Raw genomic sequence first — 23,055 nt, 5'->3', positions numbered from 1 at the left:
TTATCTATGATACGGAAATGGACAGAAACTTTCGGAGATCTTCCAGGTGCTGAATAAATCGGGCCCGCCGGGCCACGGCGAGGCGCAACTGCAATATCTGGACGGCGACTTTCGCGTGATCTCGCCGGGAACCTATGTTCGCTGTGCCGTCACCGACGTGCGGATACCGCTCGACGAACTGAAATACTGGAGCGTCGATTTGCAGGAAGCCTATGCGCAGCCTGTCGCAGTGCTGCAGCGGCATTTTCCCGGCGCATTGAAGCGCTGATCAACCATTCCTCAACCTGCTGTCGCGCGCGCGAAACAAGCGATCGGCCACAAACCGGCGCAGATCGGGCGCACTGTCGAACTCCAGCGTCACGGGAAAGGCTACGATGCCTTGCGCCCATGACGGCGGCGCGCCGGCAGCACCGATCCGTGCCAGGTCTTTTTCGGTCGTCACCGGTATCAGCGCATCGCGCCTGGCTTCGGTGAGCAGCGCTTCGATTTCGTCGTGCGTAAAGGGATGGTGATCGTCGAAAGCGCGCTGCGTCGCCACCTCGATGCCGTTGCCGCGTAAGGTGCGGAAGAAGCGGTCGGGGTCGCCAATGCCGGCAAAGGCCAGGACGCGCCGACCACGCAGCGACGCCAGCGCAGCTTCGTCGGGCTTGATCTGCGCGGCCAGAACCGGCTTGTTCTGTGCCGCGATGGTGGCGGCCACAGCGCGAGCCGCATCGCCCTCGCCGATGACGATCAGCGCATCGGTGCGATCGATCTGCGGCGGCAATGGCGCCCGCAGCGGCCCTGCAGGAAACACGCATGCATTGCCGAGCCCGCGATGCGCATCGATCACGATGACTGATGCGTCCTTGGCGATCGCCGGATTCTGAAAACCATCATCCATCAAGATCACGCTTGCGCCTTGCGACTTGGCGAGCGCCAGCCCGTCGAGACGCTCACGCGCGACTGCGACCGGCACCGTCCGCGCCAGCATCAACGGTTCGTCGCCGACTTCGGCGGCGGTATGGCGATCGGACTGGACCATGATCGGCCCGCGCAGCCGCCCGCCATAGCCGCGGCTGAGCACGACCGGCGTCTCGCCGAGATCGCGCAGCAGCTTCACCAGCGCGAGCACGGTCGGCGTCTTGCCTGCCCCGCCAACATGATAGTTGCCGACGCAGAACACGGGAACGCCGGCATCAAAGCCTTTGCGCTGCATTCGGCGTGCGGCAACCGCGCCATAGATGGCAGCGAGCGGCGACAACAGCAGCGAAATCCCCGATGATGGCCGGTACCAAAAGGCCGGCTCATGCATCCGCGGCCCCCATTTCGAGGCGCAATTGCAGGATATAGGGCTCAAGCGCCGCCAGTGTCCGATCGAGCGCGCCACCCAATTGCGACACGACACGCTCTGCGGCACCAAGCACGCGATTGCGTGCCGCGGGATCGGCAAGCAGTTGGCCGAGCTGCTTCATCAGCGCCTCACGCGTTTCCGCGAGCCTCGCGCCGCCGGCGCTGTCGAGCGCCTCATAGACGTCGGAAAAATTGAAGGTGTGGGGACCGTGAACCACCGAGGCGCCGAGATTGATGGCCTCGATCGGATTCTGCCCGCCATGTTCGACCAGCGACCCGCCCATGAAAACGACGGGAGAAAGCCGGTAGAACAACCCCATCTCGCCCATCGTGTCGGCGACGTAAATATCGGTCGTCGCGATCGGCAGTTCGTCGCGCGATCGCAGCCCGGCGTGCAGGCCCGCAGCTTCGATCAACTGGGCGATCGCCTGACCGCGGCCGGGATGGCGCGGCACGATTACGGTCAGAAGCGACGGAAACAGCCCGGCCAGCGCGCGATGTGCCTCGATCAGAATTTCGTCTTCCCCCGGATGCGTTGATGCCGCCACGATGATCGGACGGCCGCGGGTCACCGACATCAGCCGCTCCAGTTTTGTGAAGTCGGCCGAAGGCGGCGGCACGTCGAGCTTGAGGTTGCCGGTCACGACGACGTTGCGCGCGCCGAGCATGGAGAAACGCTCCGCATCGACGCGCGACTGCGCCAGGCAGACATCGAACTGGCTGAGCAAGGCCGAAATCGTGCTGCTGACGCGCTGCCAGCGCGGAAACGAACGGTGCGACATCCGCCCATTGATCAAGACCATCGGCAGGCGTCTTGCGGCGCTCGACAGGATGAGATTTGGCCATAGATCGGATTCGATGAACAGCGCCAGACTCGGCCGCCAGTGATCGAGAAAGCGCGCGACGTAACGCGGCGAGTCGTAAGGGACGTATTGATGAATGATATCGGACGGGAAACGCTTGGCGACGATCGCGGCCGAGGTGACGGTGCCGGACGTCAGCAGAATGCGGATATTGAGCTCGCGCAGCTTCTCGATCAGGGCGGCAGCCGCCAGCACCTCGCCGACGCTGGCGCCGTGAATCCAGACCAGCGGTCCGTGTGGCCGGGGGTCGGCACTGACGCCTCGCCGCTCGGCGACCCGAGCCGGGTCCTCCTTGCCCTGTTTCAACCGCCGCTTGATCAGCGCAGGCGCAAGCGGGACGGCCACCGAAGATAGCCGCCGATAGACGCGCAAGGTCATCGGCAACGCGTTAGCCATCGGGGACCCCGTCGGGACGGCCGACCTGCGCATAGGCGCGCACTGTGGCCTCGTTCAGCGTTGCCTCGAGCCGCGCACGCAGCTCTTCCATCTTCTCGGCATCGGCGTTGGGTGGAACCATGATGATTTCGCCTCCCACCAACGCCCCCCGGCTGAACGGCAGATTGATCGTGGTCCGGTCCCAGTTCTTCAAACGCCAGTAGCGGCTGGTCACCATCGCGAACGGCATGATCGGCCGCCCGGATTCGCGCGCCAGCATGATGATTCCGAGACCCGCTATTCGCGAACGCTTCGGTACATCGGCGGTCAGTGCGACGTTATAACCCTGTTCGAGGGCGCGTACCATCTCCTTGAATGCGCCGACCCCGCCCTTGCGGTGAAACGCCGAACCGTGGTCGCCGGAACCACGGATGGTGCCGATCCCGAGCCGTTCGGCGGCAATCGCGTTGTATTCGCCGTCGCGATGCCGCGAGATCAGGACTTTGACGCGCTGACTTTCCTTGGTTTTGACGAAAGCCGTCATGAAGTGCTGGCCATGCCAGAAGGCAAAGATGGCCGGCATTTGCGGTTCGACGATGTCATAGACGTCAGGCGGATCGAAGCTGAATCGGCTGGTGCGCCAGACCATGCGCAGGAATGCGGCCGCGAGCGAACCCACCGCGCGCTGAAACCAGCTGCTGCGAAGCAGATCGCGAAGCAGTTTCTTCAATGGCCGGACTTCGAATCTTGCTCAGGATCGAGCAGCCGATGGAGATGGACGATGAAATATCTGATGTGGGCATTGTCCACCGTCTGCTGCGCCTTGCTCCTCCAGGCCGTATAGGCGGTCGCGTAGTTGGGAAACAGGCCGACGATTTCCACCTGCGAAAGATCCTTGAACGTATTGTGCTCAAGGTCGTTCAGCTCACCACCAAGGACGAGATGCAGCAACTGCTGAGGGGCGTTATCTGGCATGGTCTTTCTTCCTAAAGCTGTGCCGGCTGTGAGCGAATTGGATTTGGCACGAGAAACATCTGGACACGTTCATGGCAAAACGCGGCCTCGAAATTGCTCAACGATGCTTGCATGACGATCGCGCCCCGCAGCCACGAGCATTCCGTGAGTCACTTCACGGCGATTATACCGGATTGCGTCCCCCGACAGCGTGGTCATGCTACCATCCGCTTCCTGCACGATCAAATTGGCCGCCGCAAGGTCCCAATCGCGGCTTTGACCGCCAGCAAAAGCGGCATCGAGCTTGCCGTCGGCCACGCGGCACAAACGAAGCGCCAGCGAGCCGATGCGCGGATGCAGCGAGATTTCGTTGCCGCTGCGATTGAGCCGCTCGACCAGCGGCTTCGGCCCGGCGATGCGGGGAAAATCCAGCGCCGTACCGGCGGTCGCCCTGATCGCGCCCCCATTGAGCCGCGCGCCGCGCCCGCGCTCTGCGACAAAGAATTCGTCGGTTGCCGGCGCAAATACCGCAGCCAGCACCGGCTGCGCATTCTCGACCAGCGCGACGCTGACGCACCAGTCTTCACGGCCGGCAAGATAAGCGCGCGTGCCATCGATCGGATCGACGATCCACACGAGGTTCTTGTCGAGACGCTGGTCGTCGTCTGCGCTTTCCTCGGACAGCCAGCCGTAGTTCGGCGTGGCGGCTCGCAGTCTGCCGGCAATCAGCTCGTTGACCGCGATATCGGCTTCCGATACCGGCGAGGACGCCCCTTTGGTCCAGTTCCTCAGTTCGGTCCGAAACAGCGACAGCGCGAGCGCGCCCGCTTCCCGCACCGTGTCGGCCAGAAGGGCAGCCTCGCGCGCAAATTTTTCCGGATAGACATCGTGTTCGGCATCACCGTCCGCCAAGCGTCAGTCCCTCGACCCGCAGCGTCGGCGCGTTGACGCCGTAACGAAATGATAGATCGTTGGCCGGCACCAGCGATTTGAAGATACCGAGAAGATGGCCGGCGATCGTCACCTCGCTCACGGGATAGGTGATCTTGCCGTTTTCGATCCAGAAGCCCGAGGCGCCGCGGCTGTAATCGCCGGTCACGCCGTTGACACCCGAGCCGATCAGGTCGGTGACGTAGAAGCCCTGCCGGATATCGGAGATCAGTTCCTCCGGCGTCACCGCGCCGGCCTCCATGTGCAGGTTATAGGATCCCGGCGACGGCGAAGACGACACGCCGCGATGCGCGTGGCCGGTGGTCGTGAGCTTGAGCTCGCGAGCCGTTGCGCAATCCAGAAGCCAGGTGGTCAGAACTCCATCGTCGATGAGGGCGAGTTTCCTGACGCTGACGCCCTCGGCATCGAAAGGCTGCGAACGCAGGCCCCGCCGTCGCAACGGATCGTCGACGATGCGGATGTTGCTGGCAAAGAGCTGTTCGCCGAGGCGATCCTTCAAGAAGCTGGTCTTGCGCGCGATCGATGCCCCGTTGATGGCGCCGACCAGATGACCGACCAATGAGGCGGAGACGCGCGGGTCGTACACCACCGGCACTTTGCAGGTCTCGACCTTGCGCGGATTGGCACGGGCAACCGTGCGCTCGCCGGCGCTACGTCCGACGCTTTCAGGCGTGGCGAGGTCCTCGGCATGCGGCGCCGAGGTGAAATCGTAGTCGCGCTCCATCGAGGTGCCCTCGCCGGAGATAGCCGTCACCGAGATGCCCTGGCTCGAACGCAAATAGGCGCCATGAAAGCCGGTGCTGGTCACCAGCACCATGCCGCCGATTCCGGTCGAGGCCGAAGCTCCGCCCGATTTGGTGACGCCCTTGACCGCGAGCGCGGCCGCCTCGGCCTCGCAGGCGCGGCGCTCCAGCTCAGTAGTGGTCGGAACCTTGGGATCAAGTAGATCAAGATCCGGAAAGTCGCGTGCCAGCAGCGAAGGATCGGCAAGACCGACAAATTCGTCATCGGGCGCCACGCGGGCCATCGCGACCGCGCGTTCGGCGAGCCGCTCGACGCCGTCGCCGCCGACATCGTTGGTCGAAACCACGGCCTGGCGCTTGCCGACGAGTACGCGCAGACCGACATCGTCGCCTTCCGAACGTTCGGATTCTTCGACACGGCCGTCACGTACTTCGACCCCTTGCGAAATGCCGCGCACGGCCACCGCATCGGCGGCATCGGCGCCGGCGCGTCTGGCGGCCTCAACCAGCCGCTGCGCCAGCGTCGTCAACGCGGATTGATCGAACAGCTTGGCGGTCGCGGTTTCGGCTGAAAGCGAAGATGCATTCGATGGTGAAGAGATCACGAATAGATTCCCGCAGATTTACGGAGAGGCTGAGCGCCTTCGAAAAAACATCGAAAGCAAAGCACGGAACGGATGAAATGTGCCTGATTCACTTGGATTTCAAGCATTTTCGTTCCGCCAGAGAATAAGAATTTCAGCAATCCCGCAAGGTCCCGTCAATCATGCGGGCCAAGGTGTTGTCAATCATGCCGAGCGAAGCAAGCACGGTGACGGCGGATTAACCAGCCTTTTTAAGCCAATGCGGACGTCGCTCTGGCATGCTCTCACGCATCGACCGGGAAGATAATTCCGGCGGGGAGACAAGCCGTGAGGCGTCAAACATCAACAAGCGGGTTCAATCCCGCCGGGTCGAGCCGCGCCATGCGGCTCGACCCTCTTTCTCTACCTGTCAGCTTCGATGTGCATGATGTTCGCGCCGACAACGGCGTGCGTCATGTCGAACTTCACCGCGAGCGCGTCGTGCTCCGGCGGGCCGTCCAGGGCATGCGGATGGCCATCAACCTTCGGGTCAGCGATTTCCGCGGCATTGCGCTGCGCGGCAGCGACGACGGCCTGATGCTGGTGCTGTTGCATCGCGATCCATCCCTGAACATTCCGCTTTGCGTGAGTTCCGACCACGACGAGATCGCGACGGCCTGGCAGAACTGGAGTGATATCTTCGCCTTGCCGCAACTTGCGGAGGAAACGTGCGAGCCGGCGCCACGACGGCGGCGGCGCAACGCGGTCTGGGCGCGGCGTCCGAAATTTCTGGTGCGCCGGCGCGCCGGCGGTCCGCTGGACGGCGCCAATGTCCATCGCGGCGAGCGCGAGATCATCGCAAGAAACTGAAGCTCTAGGCCGCCCGCATCGGTGGAGTGGATTGTTCGCAAAGGCGCCAACCGAACCGAGATGCGAATGTCAGAATCGGACCACTAGCGCGTCGACCAACAGCCCGGCAAACAACATCAGCCCGGCCTCGCGATTGGATCTGAATAGCCGCAGACAGAGCGCGGGATCCCCGATCTTCAGCCGCGCAATCTGCCAGGCAAGATTGGCGGCGAAAGCGGCCAGCCCGACCCAGGCCCAGACGCCCGAACCGGCGAGCGTGAGCGCGGTGCCGATCAGGAGCAGCGCCAAACCGTAGAAGAAAACGAGCGCGCGATGCGTCTGCTCGCCGAACAGTCGCGCGGTGGACTTGACGCCGATCAGCGCGTCATCCTCGGCATCCTGATGCGCATAGATCGTGTCATAGCCGATCACCCAGGCGATCGAACCGGCATAGAGGAACAACCCGACCAGGCCGATCTGTCCAAGCACGACGGCAAATCCCATCAGCGCGCCCCACGAAAAGGCGAGCCCGAGCACCACCTGCGGCCACCAGGTGATCCGCTTCATGAATGGATAGACGGCGACGATCAAGAGCGACGAAATCCCGGTGATGATCGCAAAGCGATTGAACTGGAGCAGCACCGCCAGGCCAATCAGCGCCTGCGCGACGAGAAATGCCAACGCCTGCGGCACGCCGACCTGCCCCGCCGGGATCGGGCGCGATCGCGTGCGCTCGACTTTGGCGTCGAGATCGCGATCGGTGATGTCGTTCCAGGTGCAGCCGGCGCCGCGCATTGCAAATGCGCCGACAAAGAACAAGGCGAGGATCATCGGCAGCCGGCCGACATCGCGCGCGAGCGCGCAAGCAAGCGCCGCCGACCACCAGCACGGCAGCAGCAGCAGCCATGAACCGATCGGACGATCAAGGCGGGCCAACCGAAGATAGGGTCTCGACCAAACGGGAGCGCGGGTATCGACCCAGTTGCCGATGGCATCCGCCACGCGCGAGGCTAGATCGGTCATGGGAACCCAGCCTTTGCTGTCGATGCCGGACTGAGGCCGGACATCGGCATCATCGCGCCAGCGCGTTTCCGCTCAATGTATCGAAAGTGGTGCCGCCACTCTTCTTGGCCGTGGTGGCTTCAGGCAACTGCGCCGCGGAGCCGAGCACTTCGCTCAGGCTCGGACCGACCGGACCCTGCGGCGCATTCTTCATCTGCGCGGCTGCGCCACAGATTCTGGACTTCATGCCCTCGGAGGCATCATGGCCTTTCTTGAGCTGATCATGGATCTGCGGGGGAATTCCGCATTTTGCCGAGTTTACCTCGACATATTTGATCATCTTGACTTCGGCCTGGATGAAGCTGGTGATCAGCTTGCAGGCTTCGTCAGCGCTGACCTTTTTTTCACCCGCGACTTTCAGCAGGTGACCGCGCTTTTCCGCCTCTTGCCGCAGCGGCAAGAAATTTTTCATGCAATCATCCGCCCCGCCTTGGGTCGGAGGCGCGGCGAAAGGCGAACTGGCGGCTCCCGGAAAGGAAGCCTGGGCCGGCGCATTGCCAAAGGCGCCCGGTGGCGGCGGCGCGTTGCCGAAAGCACCAGAGGGTGGCGGCGCAGCTCCATTGACAGGCGGGAAAGCCGGATCGTTCACCGTGCCGACCTTGCCGGGCAATGGCGCCGGAAACGCGCCTTGCGCCAATGCCTGTCCGGCGTGAAATGCCACAACGGCCATCAACAATGGCGCGATTAATCGGCGGATCATCAAAGCTGTTCCTTCAGGCCTGCAAGCTTTTCCCGACAGGAGAGCGACTCCGGGACGGTATTTTACGATTGCTGCCAACGGTTAACAACCCGTGGAATTGGGCAAGAGCGCGGCGCGAGGTCGCTGCCGCGAGGCAATAATCGCGCAATTTCTTAATCCTTTGGGATAAAAAGCCCGCGGACCAGACGTGAGCGCGGCCAGACCCATAATGCCTTCGCATGACTTTCGCAAACCCCGACTATTCGTGGATGCCGCACTGGAAAGCGGCGCCACGGTCGCGCTCGAGCCCGACCAGAGCAATTATCTCGGCAATGTGCTGCGGCTTGCCGCCGGCGACGGCATTCTCGTTTTCAACGGACGTGACGGCGAATGGCATGCCTCCTTGCGCGGACGCAAGCGGCCCGACAGCCTTGAAGTTGCAACTCAGACCCGCAGTCAGGACCGCTTGCCGGATCTCGTTTATGTGTTCGCCCCGCTCAAGCATGCCCGGCTTGATTACATGGTGCAGAAGGCTGTGGAGATGGGGGCCTGCAGGCTGCAGCCGGTGCTGACGCGCTTCACGCAAGTGGCACGCGTGAACAGCGAACGCATGCGCGCCAATGTCATCGAAGCCGCCGAGCAATGCGGTATCCTCGGCATCGCCGAGGTCGCAGCTCCGGTTTCTATTGAGCGCTTTCTCGGCGATCGCAATGCCGAACGCCTTCTGGTTTTCTGCGATGAAGCAACCGAGGTGACAAATCCGTTGCAACTGCTCAAGGGCACAAGAGCCGCCGCGGGAATCGATGTGCTGATCGGACCCGAAGGCGGCTTTGCCGAGGAGGAGCGCGCGGTTCTGCTGCGACAACCCCATATCCTGCGGCTGTCGCTCGGCCCCCGGATCCTGCGGGCCGATACGGCGGGCGTTGCGGCGCTGGCGCTGATCCAGGCCGCGCTCGGCGACTGGAGCGGGGAAGCGGCGGCCAGGTGAGGCCAGCCAACCGTTAAGTGATTTGGCCAATCCCGGTCGAAACCCCCGCCCCGTCATGCTAAAGGGCGGCGGCTAGCCCCTTCGAATGCGACCAATCCGGCGGGCCAGGCATCCGGCACTCAATAAAATAACGTTGTGTCAAAGACTTAGACGTATATCGATGTAGCGAGCCCATTTTCGAGGATTTGGACTGCCAGATGACCGTCACCGCGCCCCTTCGTGCGACCGGGTCCGCCGTATGGGCGGACACGCTGCTGATGTCGTTCGCCAAGGCCGGCTACGCGCTGGCCGAGCCTCCGATCCTGCAGCCGGCCGAACCTTTTCTCGATCTGTCCGGCGAGGACATCCGAAAGAGCCTGTACCTCACGACGGATGCGACCGGGGAGGAGCTTTGTCTTCGTCCCGACCTGACCATTCCGGTCGCGCGGCAATATCTGGCCTCCGCACAGGCGGGACAGGCCGCCGGTTTCAGCTATCTCGGTCCCGTGTTCCGTTACCGCGACGGGGCGCGAAGCGAATTCCTGCAAGCCGGCATCGAATCGTTCGGACGGCTCGACCGCCCGGCGGCGGATGCGGAAATGCTGGCGCTCGCGCTCGAAGCCACCCAGGCCTTTGGCGTCAAGGATGTCGAAATCCGCACCGGCGACGTTGCGCTCTTCACATCGCTGCTCGATGCGCTCGATCTTTATCCGGTCTGGCGGCGCCGGCTGATCAAGGACTTCAACCGCAAGGTCAGCCTCGAGCAGGATATCGAACGGTTGACGGTTTCGAACGCCACGACCCGCAACGAATATGAGGGCGTGCTAGCGGCGCTCGCCGGTTCCGATCGCAAGGCCGCGCTCGCGCTCGTCACCGACATGATGTCGATCGCGGGCGCGACCAACGTCGGTGGCCGCACCGTTGCGGAGATCGCCGACCGCTTCCTCGAACAGTCGACCTTGAAGGCCGGTGCGCTGCCGCGCGATGCGCTCACCATCATCAAGCGTTTTCTTGCCATCACCGGCGACCCTCGCGACGCGACCAAGCAATTGCGCGCCCTTGCAGCTGACGCCAAGCTCGATATCGGCGCGGCGATCGACGCCTTTGACAGCCGGGTCGGTCTGACGGCGGCGCGCGGCATCGATATCGCCGAGATACGCTTCGCAACCTCGTTCGGCCGCGGGCTGGATTATTACACCGGATTCGAGTTCGAGCTGCACGCCAAGAACAACGGCGCCGAACCGCTGGTCGCCGGCGGCCGCTACGACGGGCTGTTGACGCAGCTCGGCTCGGCAACGCCCATCCCCGCGGTCGGCTTCTCGGTATGGGTTGAGGCGCTCGCCCGGATCGGCCAGCCCGCCAAATCCGAGCTCCCCAAGTCCGGGAGGCGGTCGTGACCAACCCCTTCGTTCTCGCTGTACCTTCAAAGGGACGCCTGCAGGAGCAAGCGGAGGCGTTCTTCACGCATGCCGGGCTCGCGCTCGCCAAGCCGCGCGGCGCCCGCGAATATCGCGGCACCATCATGGGTCTCGACAATATCGAGATTGCCTATCTGTCGGCGAGCGAAATCGCCTCGCAATTGGCGCGCGGCAGTGTGCATATGGGCGTCACCGGCGAAGACCTCGTGCGCGAAAGCATCCTCGATGCCGACAGGCGCGTGCTTCTGATCGACAGCCTCGGTTTTGGCAACGCCAATGTCGTGGTCGCGGTGCCGCAGGCCTGGATCGACGTGCGCACGATGGCCGATCTCGACGACGTCACCTCGGGCTTTCGCGAACAGCACAACCGCCGCATGCGCGTGGCGACCAAGTACATCAACCTCACCCGCAGCTTCTTCGCCGCGCACGGCATCGTCGACTACCGCATCGTCGAGAGCCTGGGCGCCACCGAAGGCGCACCCGCCGTCGGCACCGCCGAAATGATCGTCGATATCACTACAACCGGCGCGACGCTTGCCGCCAACGGACTGAAGGTGCTCGACGACGGCGTCATCCTGCGCAGCCACGCCAATCTCGTCGCCTCGCGCGAGGCCGACTGGTCGGGCGAGGCGCGGGAAACCGCGCGGGTGATCCTCGACCACATCGCCGCGCGGGCGCGCGCCAACAAATTCCGTGAGGTCCGCACCCGCTTCAGCGGATGCAACGACGCTTTGCTGGCGCAGGCTCAGCAGCGCTTCGGCGTGGAATCGCCGTTCGGCGGACCGACGTCCTCCGGCATGGTGACGCTGCACTGCCCGCCCGCCCAGCTCTATGCCCTCGGCAGCTTCCTGCGCGATCACGGCGCGGAAACGGTGTCGGTGGCCTCGCTCGACTACGTGCTCGGTAGGGAAAATCCGCTGTTTGGCCGCCTTGAGGCGTTCCTTAAGTCGTAGGCAAAATACGGTTCCGCCCGTAGCGACATTTCATGACCGATGCCATATGTTGTTGGGCGGGGACATATTTTCGGGCCAGACTGATAGCGGACGATGCCGAGACTGGAACGTAATCGATGATGCTGGGTACCGACGTATCGAGCCTGTCGACGACCGCGGCCACTGCCGCGGCGCAGGGCCTGTCGATCGTTGTGCCGCTCTACAATGAAGCGGCCGGCCTCGCCTCGCTGCACCGACGGATTTGCGACCTCGCGAACCGGCTGAAGGCGCGCTATCGGCTGGCCAGCGAAGTCGTCTATGTCGACGATGGCAGTTCGGACGGCACGCTTGCGATCGCGCTCGGCCTCAAGGCTGACGGTATCGACGTTCAGGTCGTGTCACTGTCGCGCAATTTCGGCAAGGAAGCCGCGCTGATGGCCGGCCTCGACCATGCGAGACGCGGCGCGGTCTTGTTCATGGATGGCGACGGCCAGCATCCGCCGGACCTGGTCGAGAAACTGGTCAGCCACTGGATCGAGGATGGCTACGACGTCGTCTATACGGCCAAGGCCCATCGCGACAACGAGCCGCTGCTGCGACGATGGTCGGTGCGCGGCTTCTATGCGCTGATCAACTGGGGCGCCCGGCAGAAGATTCCCGAAGACGCCGGCGACTTTCGTCTGTTGTCGCCCCGCGCCGCCGCCGCGCTGCGCCAATTGCCGGAGCGCAACCGCTTCTTCAAGGGCCTTGCAAGCTGGATCGGCTTCCGCCAGATCCGCGTCGACTATGAGCCGGCGGCGCGCGAGCACGGCATGACCACGTTCAGCGCCGGTCGCCTGGTCGGACTTTCGATCGAGGGCCTCACTTCATTCTCGGTCGCCCCGCTTCGCTTTGCGAGTTTGCTCGGCGTATTGCTGGCGTCGGCCGCATTCCTGTTCGGTCTTTCGATTCTCTGGGAAACGCTGATCGATGGCAAGTCCGTCCCCGGCTATCCCTCGCTGGTCGTCGGGTTGATGACGATCGGCGGCGTGCAACTCATCATGATCGGGATCGTCGGCGAATATATCGGCAAGATCCTTTCCGAGTTGAAAGCACGTCCGATCTATTTCGTCGCCGAACATTCCGACAAGCGCGCCGATCAACGCGCCGACGATGCAAGCGAAAGGACTGCAGCCGAATGAGCCGGCGCATCTGGTTGTGCGCCGACGATTACGGCATCAGCCCCGGCGTCAACCGCGCCATCCGCGATCTGATCGAGAACGGCCGCCTCAACGCCACCTCGGTGATGGTGGTAGGGCCCGCGATCGGCCGTGACGAAGTGAATGCGCTGAAGGCGGCGGCAAAAGCCAGCCCGCGCTGTGCGATCGGCCTGCACGTGACGCTCACCGCGCCGTTTCGGCCGCTGACGATGCACTTCCGCCCTCTTGAAGGTGGCTTGTTCTTGTCCCACACGGCCGCTCTGCGCCGTGGCCTGATCGGACGGCTCGATCAGGAACTGATCCATATCGAAGTGATGGAACAACTGACGGCTTTCGCCGACTTGTTCGGCCGCGCGCCGGATTTCGTCGACGGCCATCAGCACGCGCAACTTTTTCCCGGCGTGCGCACGGCGTTCGTCGAGGCGGTGAAGCAGGCCGCACCCGATGCATGGGTCCGTCAATGCGGCCGCGACCGCCCGTTGACGGAACGGCTGGATTCCCCGAAGGCGCTGGTGCTCGACCTCCTGAGCACACGGTTTCGCAGCCACGCCGCGCGCGCCGAACTTGCGTTCAATCCAGCCTTTGCCGGCGCCTATGATTTTTCGAAACAATCCGATTTCGGCGCCTTGATGCGGCAGTTTCTGAAAGGAATGGCGGAAGACGGTGTCGTGATGTGCCATCCCGGCTTTGTCGACGATGTATTGGTTGGACTCGATCCGCTGACGGTCCAGCGTGAACGTGAATACGAGTTCCTGAAGGGAGAAGAATTCTTGCCCCTTCTGGCCGCCAACGAAGTCACGCTCGGCTGAAACGCTTGACGCCAACCGCGCCAGCGGCCCGCCGCCAGTTTCGGATTATTGGCTTAAATCAAGGTCTTGCCGCGGCAACTGGCTGCGAACCGCGGGCCTACGCAAATTTAATATCGGCCCGTCCTACCTGCGACAAGAACGCCCCCCTACATCCATGCCACGCTTTTCTGCAAAGCGAGGGAGAGGTCTGATGACACCGCAAGAACGCCAACTGGTCGATGAGCTCTTCAACCGGCTGTCCAAGATGGAGAGCGCACCGCGCGATGCCGATGCGACCGCCGCGATCACGCAAGGCTTGCGGATCGCGCCCAACGCGATCTATCCGCTGGTACAGACGGTGCTCGTCCAGGACGAGGCGCTGCGTCGCGCCAACGACCGCATCCAGCAGTTGGAGGACCAGCTCGACAAGGCGCCCCAGCAGAATCAAGGTGGCGGCGGCTTCCTCGATTCGATGCGCGGCGCCATCTTCGGGCAAAACCAGAGCAGCAGCGGCTCGGTGCCGAATGTGCGACCGCCGGATCTCGGTGGCCGTCGTCCGGTCTGGAACAGCGGTCAGGTATTGCAGCAGTCCGGCCAGCAGTATGACGACCGCGGCTACGGCCAATCTCAGGGCGGCTACGGCCAGTCCGGTTATGGTCAGTCCTATGGCGGCCCGCAGTCGCCGATGGGTGGCGGCATGATGGGTGGCATGGGCGGCGGCGGTTCATTTCTCGGAACCGCGGCGGCAGCTGCCGCCGGCACCATCGGCGGATCGCTTCTGCTCAACAGCATCCGTGGCATGATGGGCGGCGGCCACCACGCCTTCGGCGACGCGTCCCTCGCCGACCGCGCGACCGGCGCAAGTCCGTGGACCGACAACTCCAACAGCAGTCTCGCGCGCGATGCCGGGCTCAACGATATCGGCTCGACGAAGGACCTCGCCGCGCAGGACTACGCCCAGGATCTCGCCCAGGATCAGGAGGACGATTTGCGCGCAGCCGACGAGCGCGACGATCTGGAAGCGGATGCAAACGACGATTTCGGCGGCAACGACGACAGCGACTTCGCCTGACGCGTCGACGTAAACCAAAAAGGCCGCTCGGTTAGGAGCGGCCTTTTCATTTTCGTTGAAGTTTATCGTTCAGATCACGACCACTTTGGTGCCGACATTGACGCGGCCATAAAGGTCGATCACGTCCTCATTGCGCATCCGGATACAGCCCGACGACACGTTGGTGCCGATCGTCCAGGGCTCGTTCGAGCCGTGTATGCGATAGAGCGTCGAACCGAGATACATCGCACGTGCGCCGAGCGGATTTTGCGGCCCACCCTCCATGTGCCGCGGCAGGTCCGGTCGCCGTGCCAGCATCTCCGAGGGCGGCGTCCAATCCGGCCACTCCTTCTTGGCTGAAATCGTCTTGACGCCCGACCAGGTGAAACCCGGGCGGCCGACACCGATGCCGTAGCGCAACGCCTTGCCGTTGCCCTGAACCAGATAAAGGAACTTGTTCGGCGTATCGACGACGATCGTGCCGGCGCCTTCTCTGCCGTCATACTCGACCATCTGCTTCTCATATTTCGGGTCGAAGGCTGGGCGTGCCGGCTCGCCCATCATCGGTTGCTGCATGCTCTGCTGGGGCTGGTAGCCCGATTGATACGGCTGCTGCTGATAGATCTGCTGCTGCGGATAGAGCGGCCTTTGTCTATCAGCCTGGTCGTATGGTTGGTGGCCCTGCCCCTGCCCGTCGCCGAACAGGAACTCGATGAAGCCGCCGCCCATGCTGGGCCGATCGGCCGAGGCGATCCGCACCGGCGCGGGCGCGGGCGTTGCGGAGTGATCGGGGTGAAGCACGACCGGCGCGGCAACGAAGTCGGATTCGTTGGCGGCAGCCTGCGATAATCCAAAGCCAAACCAGCAGGTGCTGGCGAGCAGCGCGAAATAGATCTTCTTCATCGACGTACTCATACTTTTCGTCGTTGAGCGCGCCGGAGCGGCGCCTCTGCACGTGGTTAGCTAAAAGCAAAAACCGCATCGGTTTGGTAAACGGAATCGCCGTTTCGATTCACCACGTCGTCAGAGGGACGCGGTTTTGTCCGGTAGCGTTTATTTTCGGTGAACGGAGACGCACATGGTTAATCGTCGGTATGCATCGCGCGCGCTTTCGTGCATGCCAGTTCCGGCGTGAACCTCGTGTTAAATTCAGTCTGCTTTAAAGCACTGCGGAGTGAAGGGGTCAGGGACATTGTTATGGCGGTTCATCGCAGACGTTTTCGAATCGAAGAAGCCTTCTCCGGGGATATCCAGTTGCCCGCGGAGGTCGACACAGAAGTAGGCCCCATGCATCGCGAGATCATGAACGAACTGCGCGCCATTCGCGCCCAGATGGCCACTTCACGCAGCACCGCGACGGCGGAGACGATTGGCGAGGCTGCAACGCGCGAAGCCGCAGAGGCACAGGCAATGCTTGAATCCTACCGAGCCCAAATCGAACAATGCGAAAAGCTGAAGGTCGAGCTCGACCTGATCTATGATGCCATCACCCGGACCAAGCGCGAGATTGCCGTGCTGCACGGCAAGAGCTTCAACGGCGAGGAAATGGCAAAGGTCAATGGCGAGCTTGGCGCCGTCGTCGGCGGCACCGAAGAGGCCACCCAGCAGATCCTCGAAGCGACCGAAGCGATCGACAATGCGGCCACCGCGCTCAGCAGGGTCACCTCGCCGGATCAGCAGAAACTGCTCAGCGAAGAAATTCAGGAGCGCGTGGTCTCCATCTTCGAGGCCTGCAACTTCCAGGACCTCACCGGCCAGCGGATCAAGAAGGTGATGAACACGATGAAGTTCATCGAACATCACATCACCGTCATGATGGATATCTGGGGCGGCGTTGACGCCATCAAGGCGCACGCACAGCCGATCGTCGATACCCGCGAGGGCGATGCCAAGCTGCTGAACGGCCCGAAACTGGACGGCGACGTCGGCCATGCCTCGCAGGACGATATCGACGCCCTGTTCGACTAGACGTCCAAGTCCACTTTCAAAAAAAGACGCCGGCCAAAAAGGCCGGCGTTTTCATTGGCTGAGGTCCGAACGTCGCCTGGCGCGTTACGCCCGCGGCGCGCAGCGCACATAGACCATGTTGCCGTAGCGGGTGGCGGCATCCTTGTCGATGAAGCGCGTGATCAGCACCCGCCCGTCAAAGGACACGATCTCGCGGTCCTGCTCGCCGCCGGCCGGACCTGACGGGCCGATGTAATTCTTGCCGCTCGGGCTGCCCTTGAGGCGCAATTCCTGCGGCGTTGCCTGGTCGGCGAGGTGCATGATGACGCCGCCGCTCGAGCCAGCCCCGATCACATAAGGCTGCTTGCACTGCGCCTTCGCGGCGGCCTCCGTGCGGGCGCGGTCATTCGGATTCTGGAACGAGGCCAGCCCCCATTTGCCGACGAGTTCGTCGGCGCGAATGCTCGCCGGCATTTCCGGCGCGGGCGCCGGCTCTGGAGGCGGCGTCGAGGATGACGAGAACGATGGCAGGCTCATGCTGCTGCACGCTCCCAGGAAGATCGCCAGCACCGAAGCGACCCCCAGATTGGCAGCCGTCCGCGCGCTACCTGAACCGATCATGTTATCCCCCAAGCAAATCCGCGGTCGCATCCGACGACTGGAGTGGATTTGACATTTGCTACCCACCTGGCCGGACCACTGCCAGCCAAGCGCAAAAACCCTGAGCTAGCAACGACGTCCTGCAAATGACGCCGACGCACCGATATGGTTTCCCAAAGCATCCTATATGAGCCTCACCAACGCCTTAATCTCCGTTCGCTTGACAGGATCGCTGCGAAGCCATATTGCCCAGTCGCTGACTTGGCACTCTAGACACTTGATTGCCAAGATAACAGAACAGACTGCCCTCCGCGGTATCGAATAAGCACGTATTCCAAGGCTGCTTTCGACGGCAGATCACCAGCAGAACCAGTCCTCCAAAGGAACCGTCATGGCTAAAACCACATTTCGCCCACTGCATGACCGTGTCGTGGTCAAGCGCATCGATGCCGAACAGAAGTCCAAGGGCGGCATCATCATTCCCGACACCGCCAAGGAAAAGCCTTCACAGGGCGAAATCACGGCGGTGGGTCCCGGCGGCCGGGACGAATCCGGCAAGTTGATTCCGATCGACCTGAAGGTCGGCGATCGCGTGCTGTTCGGCAAGTGGTCCGGCACCGAGGTCAAGATCGAGGGCGAGGAACTCTTGATCATGAAGGAAAGCGACATCATGGGCGTGCTGGCTTAAGCCGCTGCCTTCGTTCCCCCGCCTCGGCGCGCACTTTGCACCTTGCCCGGACTTGGGCCGGGCACCCCCTCCCCGGAGAGGCAATTGCCGGCTCAAGGGCGCTCATTGCGAAGTGTGCGACGCGGCAAGCAAGCAAAACTTTCCAAATCTGAGGAGTTAGGATCATGGCTGCCAAGGACGTCAAATTTTCCGGAGACGCGCGCGAGCGCATGCTGCGCGGCGTCGATGTTCTCGCCAATGCCGTCAAGGTGACGCTCGGCCCGAAGGGCCGCAACGTCGTCATCGAAAAGAGCTTTGGCGCGCCGCGCATCACCAAGGACGGCGTCACCGTCGCCAAGGAGATCGAACTCGACGACAAGTTCGAGAACATGGGCGCGCAGATGCTGCGCGAGGTCGCTTCCAAGACCAACGACACCGCCGGCGACGGCACCACCACCGCCACCGTGCTGGCCCAGGCCATCGTGCGCGAAGGCGCCAAGGCCGTTGCCGCCGGCATGAACCCGATGGACCTGAAGCGCGGCATCGATACCGCGGTGACCGCGGTCGTGAAGGATATCGAGAAGCGTGCCAAGCCGGTCGCCTCCTCCTCCGAAGTCGCCCAGGTCGGGACCATCTCGGCCAACGGCGATTCCGCGATCGGCAAGATGATCGCCCAGGCGATGCAGAAGGTCGGCAACGAAGGCGTCATCACCGTCGAGGAAAACAAGTCGCTCGAGACCGAGGTCGACATCGTCGAAGGCATGAAATTCGACCGCGGCTACCTGTCGCCCTATTTCGTCACCAACGGCGAGAAGATGACTGCGGAGCTCGAAGACGTCTACGTGCTGTTGCACGAGAAGAAGCTCTCCGGACTGCAGGCGATGCTGCCGGTGCTGGAAGCCGTGGTGCAGTCGGGCAAGCCGCTTCTGATCATCGCCGAAGACGTCGAGGGCGAAGCCCTGGCGACTTTGGTCGTCAACCGCCTGCGCGGCGGCCTCAAGGTCGCCGCCGTCAAGGCGCCGGGCTTCGGCGATCGCCGCAAGGCGATGCTCGAGGACATTGCGATCCTGACCGGCGGCCAGCTGATTTCCGACGAACTCGGCATGAAGCTGGAAAGCGTCACCGTGAACATGCTCGGCCGCGCCCGCAAGGTCGTGATCGACAAGGAGAACACCACGATCGTCAACGGCGCCGGCAAGAAGAAGGACATCGAAGGCCGCGTCAGCCAGATCAAGGCGCAGATCGAGGAAACCACCTCCGATTATGACCGCGAAAAGCTTCAGGAACGTCTGGCCAAGCTCGCTGGCGGCGTCGCGGTCATCCGCGTCGGTGGCGCGACCGAGGTCGAGGTCAAGGAAAAGAAGGACCGTGTCGAAGACGCGCTGAATGCGACCCGCGCCGCCGTGCAGGAAGGCATCGTGCCGGGCGGCGGTGTCGCGCTGTTGCGCGCCAAGAAGGCGGTCGGGCGCATCCACAACGACAACTCGGATGTACAGGCCGGTATCAACATCGTGCTCAAGGCGCTGGAAGCTCCGATCCGCCAGATCTCGGAGAATGCCGGTGTCGAAGGTTCGATCGTGGTCGGCAAGATCCTCGAAGAGAAGTCGGAGACGTTTGGCTTCGATGCCCAGACCGAAGAGTATGTCGATATGGTGTCCAAGGGCATCATCGATCCGGCCAAGGTGGTGCGGACCGCGCTGCAGGATGCCTCCTCCGTCGCCGGCCTCCTGGTGACGACGGAGGCCATGGTCGCGGAGTTGCCGAAGGAGCCGGCCTCCCCGGCGGCCGGCGGCCACGGACACGGCGGTATGGGCTTCTGATCGCCGATCCCAACATCTATTCACGAAGAAGGCCGCCTCCCGGCGGCCTTCTTTTTTGGCGATTTTTCTTGAGCTTTGCTACAACCGGCGCCGCTTCAGCTTTGGCTGAAATCCCATTGCTTCCAAGGAAGTGCAGATGCGCGCACCTTTGCTTCTCCTGACCGTTCTTGTCTCGGCGTTGACCGGTGCGGCCTCCGGCCAAATGAAGCTCTCGCCAAAGGCTTCGCCCGGCGCCAACGATGTCAGGTATTTCACCGCCATCGACGGCCTGATGGATGGCAATGCCGACGTGGTCCTGAAGGAGACGCGGCAGGGCAAGACGCTGACCGCGGCCACGCTCGATGTCTGTTATCCCATTGCCAAGGGTTCGGACCGCAAGGACCGCTTCGTCGTCAATCTCGCCATCAACGGCCAGGCTCTGACCGGCACCACCACGAGCGTCGGCGCCAAATTGCCGGTCACGGTCAAGCTGACGCGAAAACCGACCGGCGACAATTTCGAATTCAAGGGCCAGATCAGCATCGGCTCCACTGTCACCGAAGTGAACTCGACCGACAATTCCGACTTAAGCGAGCGGGAATTTCAGGAGAGCCAGTCGAGCGACGACGGCATCACGCCGGCGCCAAAGGACTTTAGCGAAGTATCGCCGGAAGCGATCGGGGTTCGCGTCAAGCTCGAGGCCGTGGCCGATTTCCTGAAGAGCCTCAAGGGACAGGACACTGAAGTTTCCATGAGCAGCCTCGCGGTTACCTGCGACGTGCTGCGCGCCGGTCAGCAGACCATCACGCTCAGCGCCGATCCGGATCGCGCCGCCGCACTGATCGCGAAATTCAAGCAGGCGCCGGGCGTGATCGCCGCCGGATGGACCAGCGGAATCCTCGAAATGGACCGCACCATCCGTTTCCCGGCCGCGCCCTGGCGCGATGGCGACAAGCTCAACAGGGACAAGCTTGCGAGCAAGGTCGCGAACGTCCTCGCCAGCGTCTTTTCCGCAAAGCCGGCAAGCTCCGCCTGGAATTCGTCCAACGGGAAATTGACGCTGAGCTTCAAGCGTCCCAACGAGCTCTATCCGACGCTTGGCCTCACCGACACGATCGAGGTGAACGCGCTTGTCGCTGCCGACAAGCCTGGAGCATCGGACCGCCTGATCCTCTGGGTCTCCAGCCCCTCGGTCTCGACCGCCGACGAGAATTCGCCCCCCGCGCTCGTCCTCGCCAACGATGCAAGCGGCGATGAGGAAGGCGCGCAAAAAGACGACAACGGCGTCATCGATGCGCTGGCCAAGGAGTTCAAGGCCCAGCGCTGGGACGCCGACAAATCGGCCTGGAAGTAGCGGAAGCAGGAACTAGTTGGTGTTGAGGCGAAACCGCAGCGTCCTCGTTCCGGTAAAGGAGACCTGATCGCCCCGCCGCCGCCATGTGGTCGCCTCGCCGAGCGCCGCGACCAAATCGTCATCGGCTTGCGCACGCGGCGGCGTACAATCTCGGTCCTGCAAGCGGCCGGGCACGAAGATCACGGTGTTGCCGGCGACCGAAAACTGGCCGGTGCCGCTCTTGCACCACAGATCGAGCTTGGCTTCGCCATTGTCGCCGATCTCGAGCGTCGGAATGCGCTTCGACCCGGGCTGCGGCGGTCCATCCAGCGTCATTTCGAAGCCGAACGGAAACCCTTCCTCGGCGGTAGCAGGACCAGGCGGCAACGCGGCGGCAACCAATATCGCGCCCAGCGCTGTCTGCTTCAAAAAAACTCGCGTTGCGAACATGCAGTTCCTCCAGAACTGCGCGGTTGTAGTCGGGTGAGATCAGATTGACCAGATTGACAACGGCAAAATAAATCCCCCGCGTCCGCTACGGGACGCGGGGGATTTCGATCGATCCAGGCTGGCCAGCCGCCTACTTCAGGACCAGCGACGTGAACGGATAGACATAGGCCTGCAGCATCACGAACAGGCCAACCAGGCACGCCAGCGCGATCGAATGCTTGAACACGAAGCGCAGGATCGAGCCTTCATGCCCGTACCAGTTGGTCGCGGTAGAGGCGACGACGATCGACTGAGCATCGATCATCTTGCCCATGACACCGCCCGAGGAGTTGGCGGCAGCCATCAGCACCGACGACATGCCCAGTTGCTCGGAGGTGATCTTTTGCAGGTTGCCGAACAGGATGTTCGAGGCCGTGTCCGATCCCGTCAGCGCCACGCCCAGCCAGCCGAGCAGTGTGCCGAAGAACGGATAGAGCACGCCGGTTGCAGCAAAGGCGAGACCCAGCGTCGCATCGATGCCGGAGAGCCGCGTCAGCGTACCGATCGCCAGCATCGCCGAGATCGTGATCAGCGAAATCGCGCAAAGCCGGATCGTGCGGCCATACTCGGTGATCATCCGCAGCGGCGAGAAGCCGGCCAGGAAGCCGGCAATGATCGCCGCAAACAGCATGCCCGTTCCGGTAAACGACAGGTACGTGAAGCCGAATACGGCTGCTTCCTTGGTCGGGGTCGCCGCAACCGGCGGCACCTTGTTGATCATGTTATGCAGTTCGGGAACCGGATAGTTCCAGGTGAAGATCGAGTTCGCCCATGACTTGAAGGCGCCGTTACCCCAGATCAGCATCACGATGCAGACGATGATCCATGGCAGCAGTGCGCTCCACAATTGCGCTTGCGTCAGCGGCGTCTTGTCGAGCGGCTTCGCCGGCGTCATCGTCGCCATCGATTCATCGTTGCCGCGAAGTGCCGGCGACAGCCAAAGCTGCCTGGGCTGCCAGACCTTCAGGAACAGGATGAGCGCCCCCATCGAGATCAGCGAGGCGCCGATATCGACGATCCAGGGATTGACGTAGTTGGAAATGACGAATTGCGGCACGGCGAACGAAATGCCGGTGACCAGAATGGCCGGCCAGACGTCCTTCATGCCCTTCCAGCCGGCGAACGCCCACACCACCCAGAACGGCACGATCAGCGAGAACACCGGCAGCTGCCGGCCGACCAGGGCGCCGAGGATATAGGGGTCGAGGCCCGTCACCGAAGCGAGCCCCTGGATCGGCGTGCCGAGCGCGCCATAGGCGACCGGCGCGGTGTTGGCGATCAGCGACAGGCCGGATGCGGCGAGCGGCGAGAAGCCGAGGCCGATGAGGATGGCGCCGGTGACGGCGACCGGCGTGCCGAAGCCCGAGGCGCCTTCGAAGAACGCGCCGAAGGAGAAGGCGATCAGCAGGAGCTGCAGGCGCCGGTCCTGCGTGACGCCGCCGATCGTGTTCTGCAACGTCTCGAACACGCCCTTCTCCACCGTCAGCCGGTAGA

General features: G+C 63.0%; 24 protein-coding genes. 12 read left to right on the top strand and 12 right to left on the bottom strand.

Annotated features, from left to right (window positions below; all coding sequences use genetic code 11):
* The first annotated feature begins 46 nt into the window (after positions 1 to 46).
* Positions 47 to 268: a DUF2093 domain-containing protein gene (locus VFL62_RS25995; RefSeq protein ID WP_325175260.1), complete on the top strand. Its 222-nt coding sequence runs from the start codon at positions 47 to 49 to the stop codon at positions 266 to 268.
* On the opposite strand, the gene lpxK is transcribed toward VFL62_RS25995, so the two are convergent.
* The 6 genes from lpxK to VFL62_RS25965 all read right to left on the bottom strand — a co-directional run bounded on the left by lpxK (position 269) and on the right by VFL62_RS25965 (position 5,823).
* The gene (lpxK, locus tag VFL62_RS25990) at positions 269 to 1,294 is read right to left on the bottom strand and encodes a tetraacyldisaccharide 4'-kinase (RefSeq protein ID WP_325175259.1); all 1,026 of its coding nucleotides are present in this window, start codon (positions 1,292 to 1,294) and stop codon (positions 269 to 271) included.
* Complete coding sequence (locus VFL62_RS25985) at positions 1,287 to 2,591, bottom strand: 3-deoxy-D-manno-octulosonic acid transferase (protein WP_325175258.1); 1,305 nt, start codon at positions 2,589 to 2,591, stop codon at positions 1,287 to 1,289. The genes lpxK and VFL62_RS25985 overlap by 8 nt, the downstream gene beginning before the upstream one ends.
* Positions 2,584 to 3,300, bottom strand: a complete 717-nt coding sequence (locus tag VFL62_RS25980) for a lysophospholipid acyltransferase family protein (protein WP_325175257.1) — start codon at positions 3,298 to 3,300, stop codon at positions 2,584 to 2,586. Before VFL62_RS25980 ends, VFL62_RS25985 begins: the two co-directional genes overlap by 8 nt.
* Entirely contained in the window at positions 3,297 to 3,545 is a 249-nt protein-coding gene (locus VFL62_RS25975; protein ID WP_325175256.1) for a DUF4170 domain-containing protein, read from the bottom strand. Before VFL62_RS25975 ends, VFL62_RS25980 begins: the two co-directional genes overlap by 4 nt.
* Positions 3,546 to 3,614: 69 nt before the next feature.
* A complete protein-coding gene (locus VFL62_RS25970) occupies positions 3,615 to 4,436 on the bottom strand; it encodes a 3'(2'),5'-bisphosphate nucleotidase CysQ (RefSeq protein WP_325175255.1) in 822 nt (273 codons plus the stop codon).
* Positions 4,423 to 5,823: a TldD/PmbA family protein gene (locus VFL62_RS25965; protein WP_325175254.1), complete on the bottom strand. Its 1,401-nt coding sequence runs from the start codon at positions 5,821 to 5,823 to the stop codon at positions 4,423 to 4,425. The genes VFL62_RS25970 and VFL62_RS25965 overlap by 14 nt, the downstream gene beginning before the upstream one ends.
* A gap of 306 nt (positions 5,824 to 6,129) precedes the next feature.
* Between VFL62_RS25965 and VFL62_RS25960 the strand changes: the two genes are divergently transcribed.
* Positions 6,130 to 6,651, top strand: coding sequence for a DUF6101 family protein (locus VFL62_RS25960; protein WP_325175253.1), 522 nt, complete (start codon positions 6,130 to 6,132; stop codon positions 6,649 to 6,651).
* A 69-nt stretch (positions 6,652 to 6,720) separates the two neighbouring features.
* Here VFL62_RS25960 and ubiA read toward each other — a convergent pair whose 3' ends face one another.
* Positions 6,721 to 7,653: a 4-hydroxybenzoate octaprenyltransferase gene (gene ubiA, locus VFL62_RS25955; protein ID WP_325175252.1), complete on the bottom strand. Its 933-nt coding sequence runs from the start codon at positions 7,651 to 7,653 to the stop codon at positions 6,721 to 6,723.
* Positions 7,654 to 7,702: 49 nt separating this feature from the next.
* Positions 7,703 to 8,392 carry a hypothetical protein gene (locus tag VFL62_RS25950; RefSeq protein WP_325175251.1) on the bottom strand — a complete coding sequence of 230 codons (690 nt, stop codon included), beginning with the start codon at positions 8,390 to 8,392 and terminating at the stop codon, positions 7,703 to 7,705.
* A 208-nt stretch (positions 8,393 to 8,600) separates the two neighbouring features.
* Between VFL62_RS25950 and VFL62_RS25945 the strand changes: the two genes are divergently transcribed.
* From VFL62_RS25945 to VFL62_RS25920, 6 genes are all read left to right on the top strand, one after another.
* The gene (locus VFL62_RS25945) at positions 8,601 to 9,359 is read left to right on the top strand and encodes a 16S rRNA (uracil(1498)-N(3))-methyltransferase (RefSeq protein WP_325175250.1); all 759 of its coding nucleotides are present in this window, start codon (positions 8,601 to 8,603) and stop codon (positions 9,357 to 9,359) included.
* Positions 9,360 to 9,556: 197 nt separating this feature from the next.
* Entirely contained in the window at positions 9,557 to 10,735 is a 1,179-nt protein-coding gene (locus tag VFL62_RS25940) for an ATP phosphoribosyltransferase regulatory subunit (RefSeq protein ID WP_325175249.1), read from the top strand.
* On the top strand, positions 10,732 to 11,709 hold the full coding sequence (gene hisG, locus VFL62_RS25935; RefSeq protein ID WP_325175248.1) for an ATP phosphoribosyltransferase: 978 nt from the start codon (positions 10,732 to 10,734) through the stop codon (positions 11,707 to 11,709). The genes VFL62_RS25940 and hisG overlap by 4 nt, the downstream gene beginning before the upstream one ends.
* Before the next feature lie 116 nt (positions 11,710 to 11,825).
* Entirely contained in the window at positions 11,826 to 12,869 is a 1,044-nt protein-coding gene (locus VFL62_RS25930; protein ID WP_325175247.1) for a glycosyltransferase family 2 protein, read from the top strand.
* Complete coding sequence (locus tag VFL62_RS25925) at positions 12,866 to 13,696, top strand: ChbG/HpnK family deacetylase (RefSeq protein ID WP_325175246.1); 831 nt, start codon at positions 12,866 to 12,868, stop codon at positions 13,694 to 13,696. Before VFL62_RS25930 ends, VFL62_RS25925 begins: the two co-directional genes overlap by 4 nt.
* 190 nt (positions 13,697 to 13,886) lie before the next feature.
* On the top strand, positions 13,887 to 14,747 hold the full coding sequence (locus VFL62_RS25920; RefSeq protein ID WP_325175245.1) for a DUF2076 domain-containing protein: 861 nt from the start codon (positions 13,887 to 13,889) through the stop codon (positions 14,745 to 14,747).
* Positions 14,748 to 14,816: 69 nt separating this feature from the next.
* Here VFL62_RS25920 and VFL62_RS25915 read toward each other — a convergent pair whose 3' ends face one another.
* Positions 14,817 to 15,629, bottom strand: a complete 813-nt coding sequence (locus tag VFL62_RS25915; RefSeq protein ID WP_325175244.1) for a L,D-transpeptidase — start codon at positions 15,627 to 15,629, stop codon at positions 14,817 to 14,819.
* 294 nt (positions 15,630 to 15,923) lie between these two features.
* Here VFL62_RS25915 and VFL62_RS25910 point away from each other — a divergent pair, with 294 nt between their 5' ends.
* On the top strand, positions 15,924 to 16,694 hold the full coding sequence (locus tag VFL62_RS25910; RefSeq protein WP_325175243.1) for a protein phosphatase CheZ: 771 nt from the start codon (positions 15,924 to 15,926) through the stop codon (positions 16,692 to 16,694).
* Between the two features lie 84 nt (positions 16,695 to 16,778).
* Here the strand turns inward: VFL62_RS25910 and VFL62_RS25905 are convergent, their stop codons facing one another.
* Complete coding sequence (locus VFL62_RS25905; RefSeq protein ID WP_325175242.1) at positions 16,779 to 17,294, bottom strand: hypothetical protein; 516 nt, start codon at positions 17,292 to 17,294, stop codon at positions 16,779 to 16,781.
* Positions 17,295 to 17,664: 370 nt separating this feature from the next.
* Between VFL62_RS25905 and VFL62_RS25900 the strand changes: the two genes are divergently transcribed.
* The 3 genes from VFL62_RS25900 to VFL62_RS25890 all read left to right on the top strand — a co-directional run bounded on the left by VFL62_RS25900 (position 17,665) and on the right by VFL62_RS25890 (position 21,093).
* The gene (locus VFL62_RS25900) at positions 17,665 to 17,961 is read left to right on the top strand and encodes a co-chaperone GroES (RefSeq protein ID WP_325175241.1); all 297 of its coding nucleotides are present in this window, start codon (positions 17,665 to 17,667) and stop codon (positions 17,959 to 17,961) included.
* 164 nt (positions 17,962 to 18,125) lie between these two features.
* Complete coding sequence (gene groL, locus VFL62_RS25895; protein WP_325175240.1) at positions 18,126 to 19,760, top strand: chaperonin GroEL; 1,635 nt, start codon at positions 18,126 to 18,128, stop codon at positions 19,758 to 19,760.
* Between the two features lie 136 nt (positions 19,761 to 19,896).
* Positions 19,897 to 21,093 carry a hypothetical protein gene (locus tag VFL62_RS25890; protein ID WP_325175239.1) on the top strand — a complete coding sequence of 399 codons (1,197 nt, stop codon included), beginning with the start codon at positions 19,897 to 19,899 and terminating at the stop codon, positions 21,091 to 21,093.
* 12 nt (positions 21,094 to 21,105) lie between these two features.
* On the opposite strand, the gene VFL62_RS25885 is transcribed toward VFL62_RS25890, so the two are convergent.
* A complete protein-coding gene (locus VFL62_RS25885) occupies positions 21,106 to 21,522 on the bottom strand; it encodes an META domain-containing protein (protein ID WP_325175238.1) in 417 nt (138 codons plus the stop codon).
* Positions 21,523 to 21,652: 130 nt separating this feature from the next.
* Positions 21,653 to 23,055: L-lactate permease (locus VFL62_RS25880; protein ID WP_325175237.1), on the bottom strand; the 1,403-nt coding region annotated here is incomplete at its 5' end.

The organism is Bradyrhizobium sp. (assembly GCF_035701725.1).
Taxonomy (GTDB): Bacteria; Pseudomonadota; Alphaproteobacteria; order Rhizobiales; family Xanthobacteraceae; genus Bradyrhizobium.
This window is presented reverse-complemented; position numbering and strand designations above follow the sequence as displayed.

Bases quoted from the DNA above. Each gene is read 5' to 3' on its own strand.
- VFL62_RS25920 (WP_325175245.1), top strand. From the start codon at position 13,887: ATGACACCGCAAGAACGCCAACTGGTCGATGAGCTCTTCAACCGGCTG.
- VFL62_RS25930 (WP_325175247.1), top strand. From the start codon at position 11,826: ATGATGCTGGGTACCGACGTATCGAGCCTGTCGACGACCGCGGCCACT.
- VFL62_RS25925 (WP_325175246.1), top strand. From the start codon at position 12,866: ATGAGCCGGCGCATCTGGTTGTGCGCCGACGATTACGGCATCAGCCCC.
- lpxK (WP_325175259.1), bottom strand. From the start codon at position 1,294: ATGCATGAGCCGGCCTTTTGGTACCGGCCATCATCGGGGATTTCGCTG.
- VFL62_RS25945 (WP_325175250.1), top strand. From the start codon at position 8,601: ATGCCTTCGCATGACTTTCGCAAACCCCGACTATTCGTGGATGCCGCA.
- VFL62_RS25885 (WP_325175238.1), bottom strand. From the start codon at position 21,522: ATGTTCGCAACGCGAGTTTTTTTGAAGCAGACAGCGCTGGGCGCGATA.
- VFL62_RS25910 (WP_325175243.1), top strand. From the start codon at position 15,924: ATGGCGGTTCATCGCAGACGTTTTCGAATCGAAGAAGCCTTCTCCGGG.
- groL (WP_325175240.1), top strand. From the start codon at position 18,126: ATGGCTGCCAAGGACGTCAAATTTTCCGGAGACGCGCGCGAGCGCATG.
- ubiA (WP_325175252.1), bottom strand. From the start codon at position 7,653: ATGACCGATCTAGCCTCGCGCGTGGCGGATGCCATCGGCAACTGGGTC.
- VFL62_RS25950 (WP_325175251.1), bottom strand. From the start codon at position 8,392: ATGATCCGCCGATTAATCGCGCCATTGTTGATGGCCGTTGTGGCATTT.
- VFL62_RS25975 (WP_325175256.1), bottom strand. From the start codon at position 3,545: ATGCCAGATAACGCCCCTCAGCAGTTGCTGCATCTCGTCCTTGGTGGT.
- VFL62_RS25915 (WP_325175244.1), bottom strand. From the start codon at position 15,629: ATGAAGAAGATCTATTTCGCGCTGCTCGCCAGCACCTGCTGGTTTGGC.
- VFL62_RS25900 (WP_325175241.1), top strand. From the start codon at position 17,665: ATGGCTAAAACCACATTTCGCCCACTGCATGACCGTGTCGTGGTCAAG.
- VFL62_RS25940 (WP_325175249.1), top strand. From the start codon at position 9,557: ATGACCGTCACCGCGCCCCTTCGTGCGACCGGGTCCGCCGTATGGGCG.
- VFL62_RS25905 (WP_325175242.1), bottom strand. From the start codon at position 17,294: ATGATCGGTTCAGGTAGCGCGCGGACGGCTGCCAATCTGGGGGTCGCT.
- VFL62_RS25890 (WP_325175239.1), top strand. From the start codon at position 19,897: ATGCGCGCACCTTTGCTTCTCCTGACCGTTCTTGTCTCGGCGTTGACC.
- VFL62_RS25985 (WP_325175258.1), bottom strand. From the start codon at position 2,591: ATGGCTAACGCGTTGCCGATGACCTTGCGCGTCTATCGGCGGCTATCT.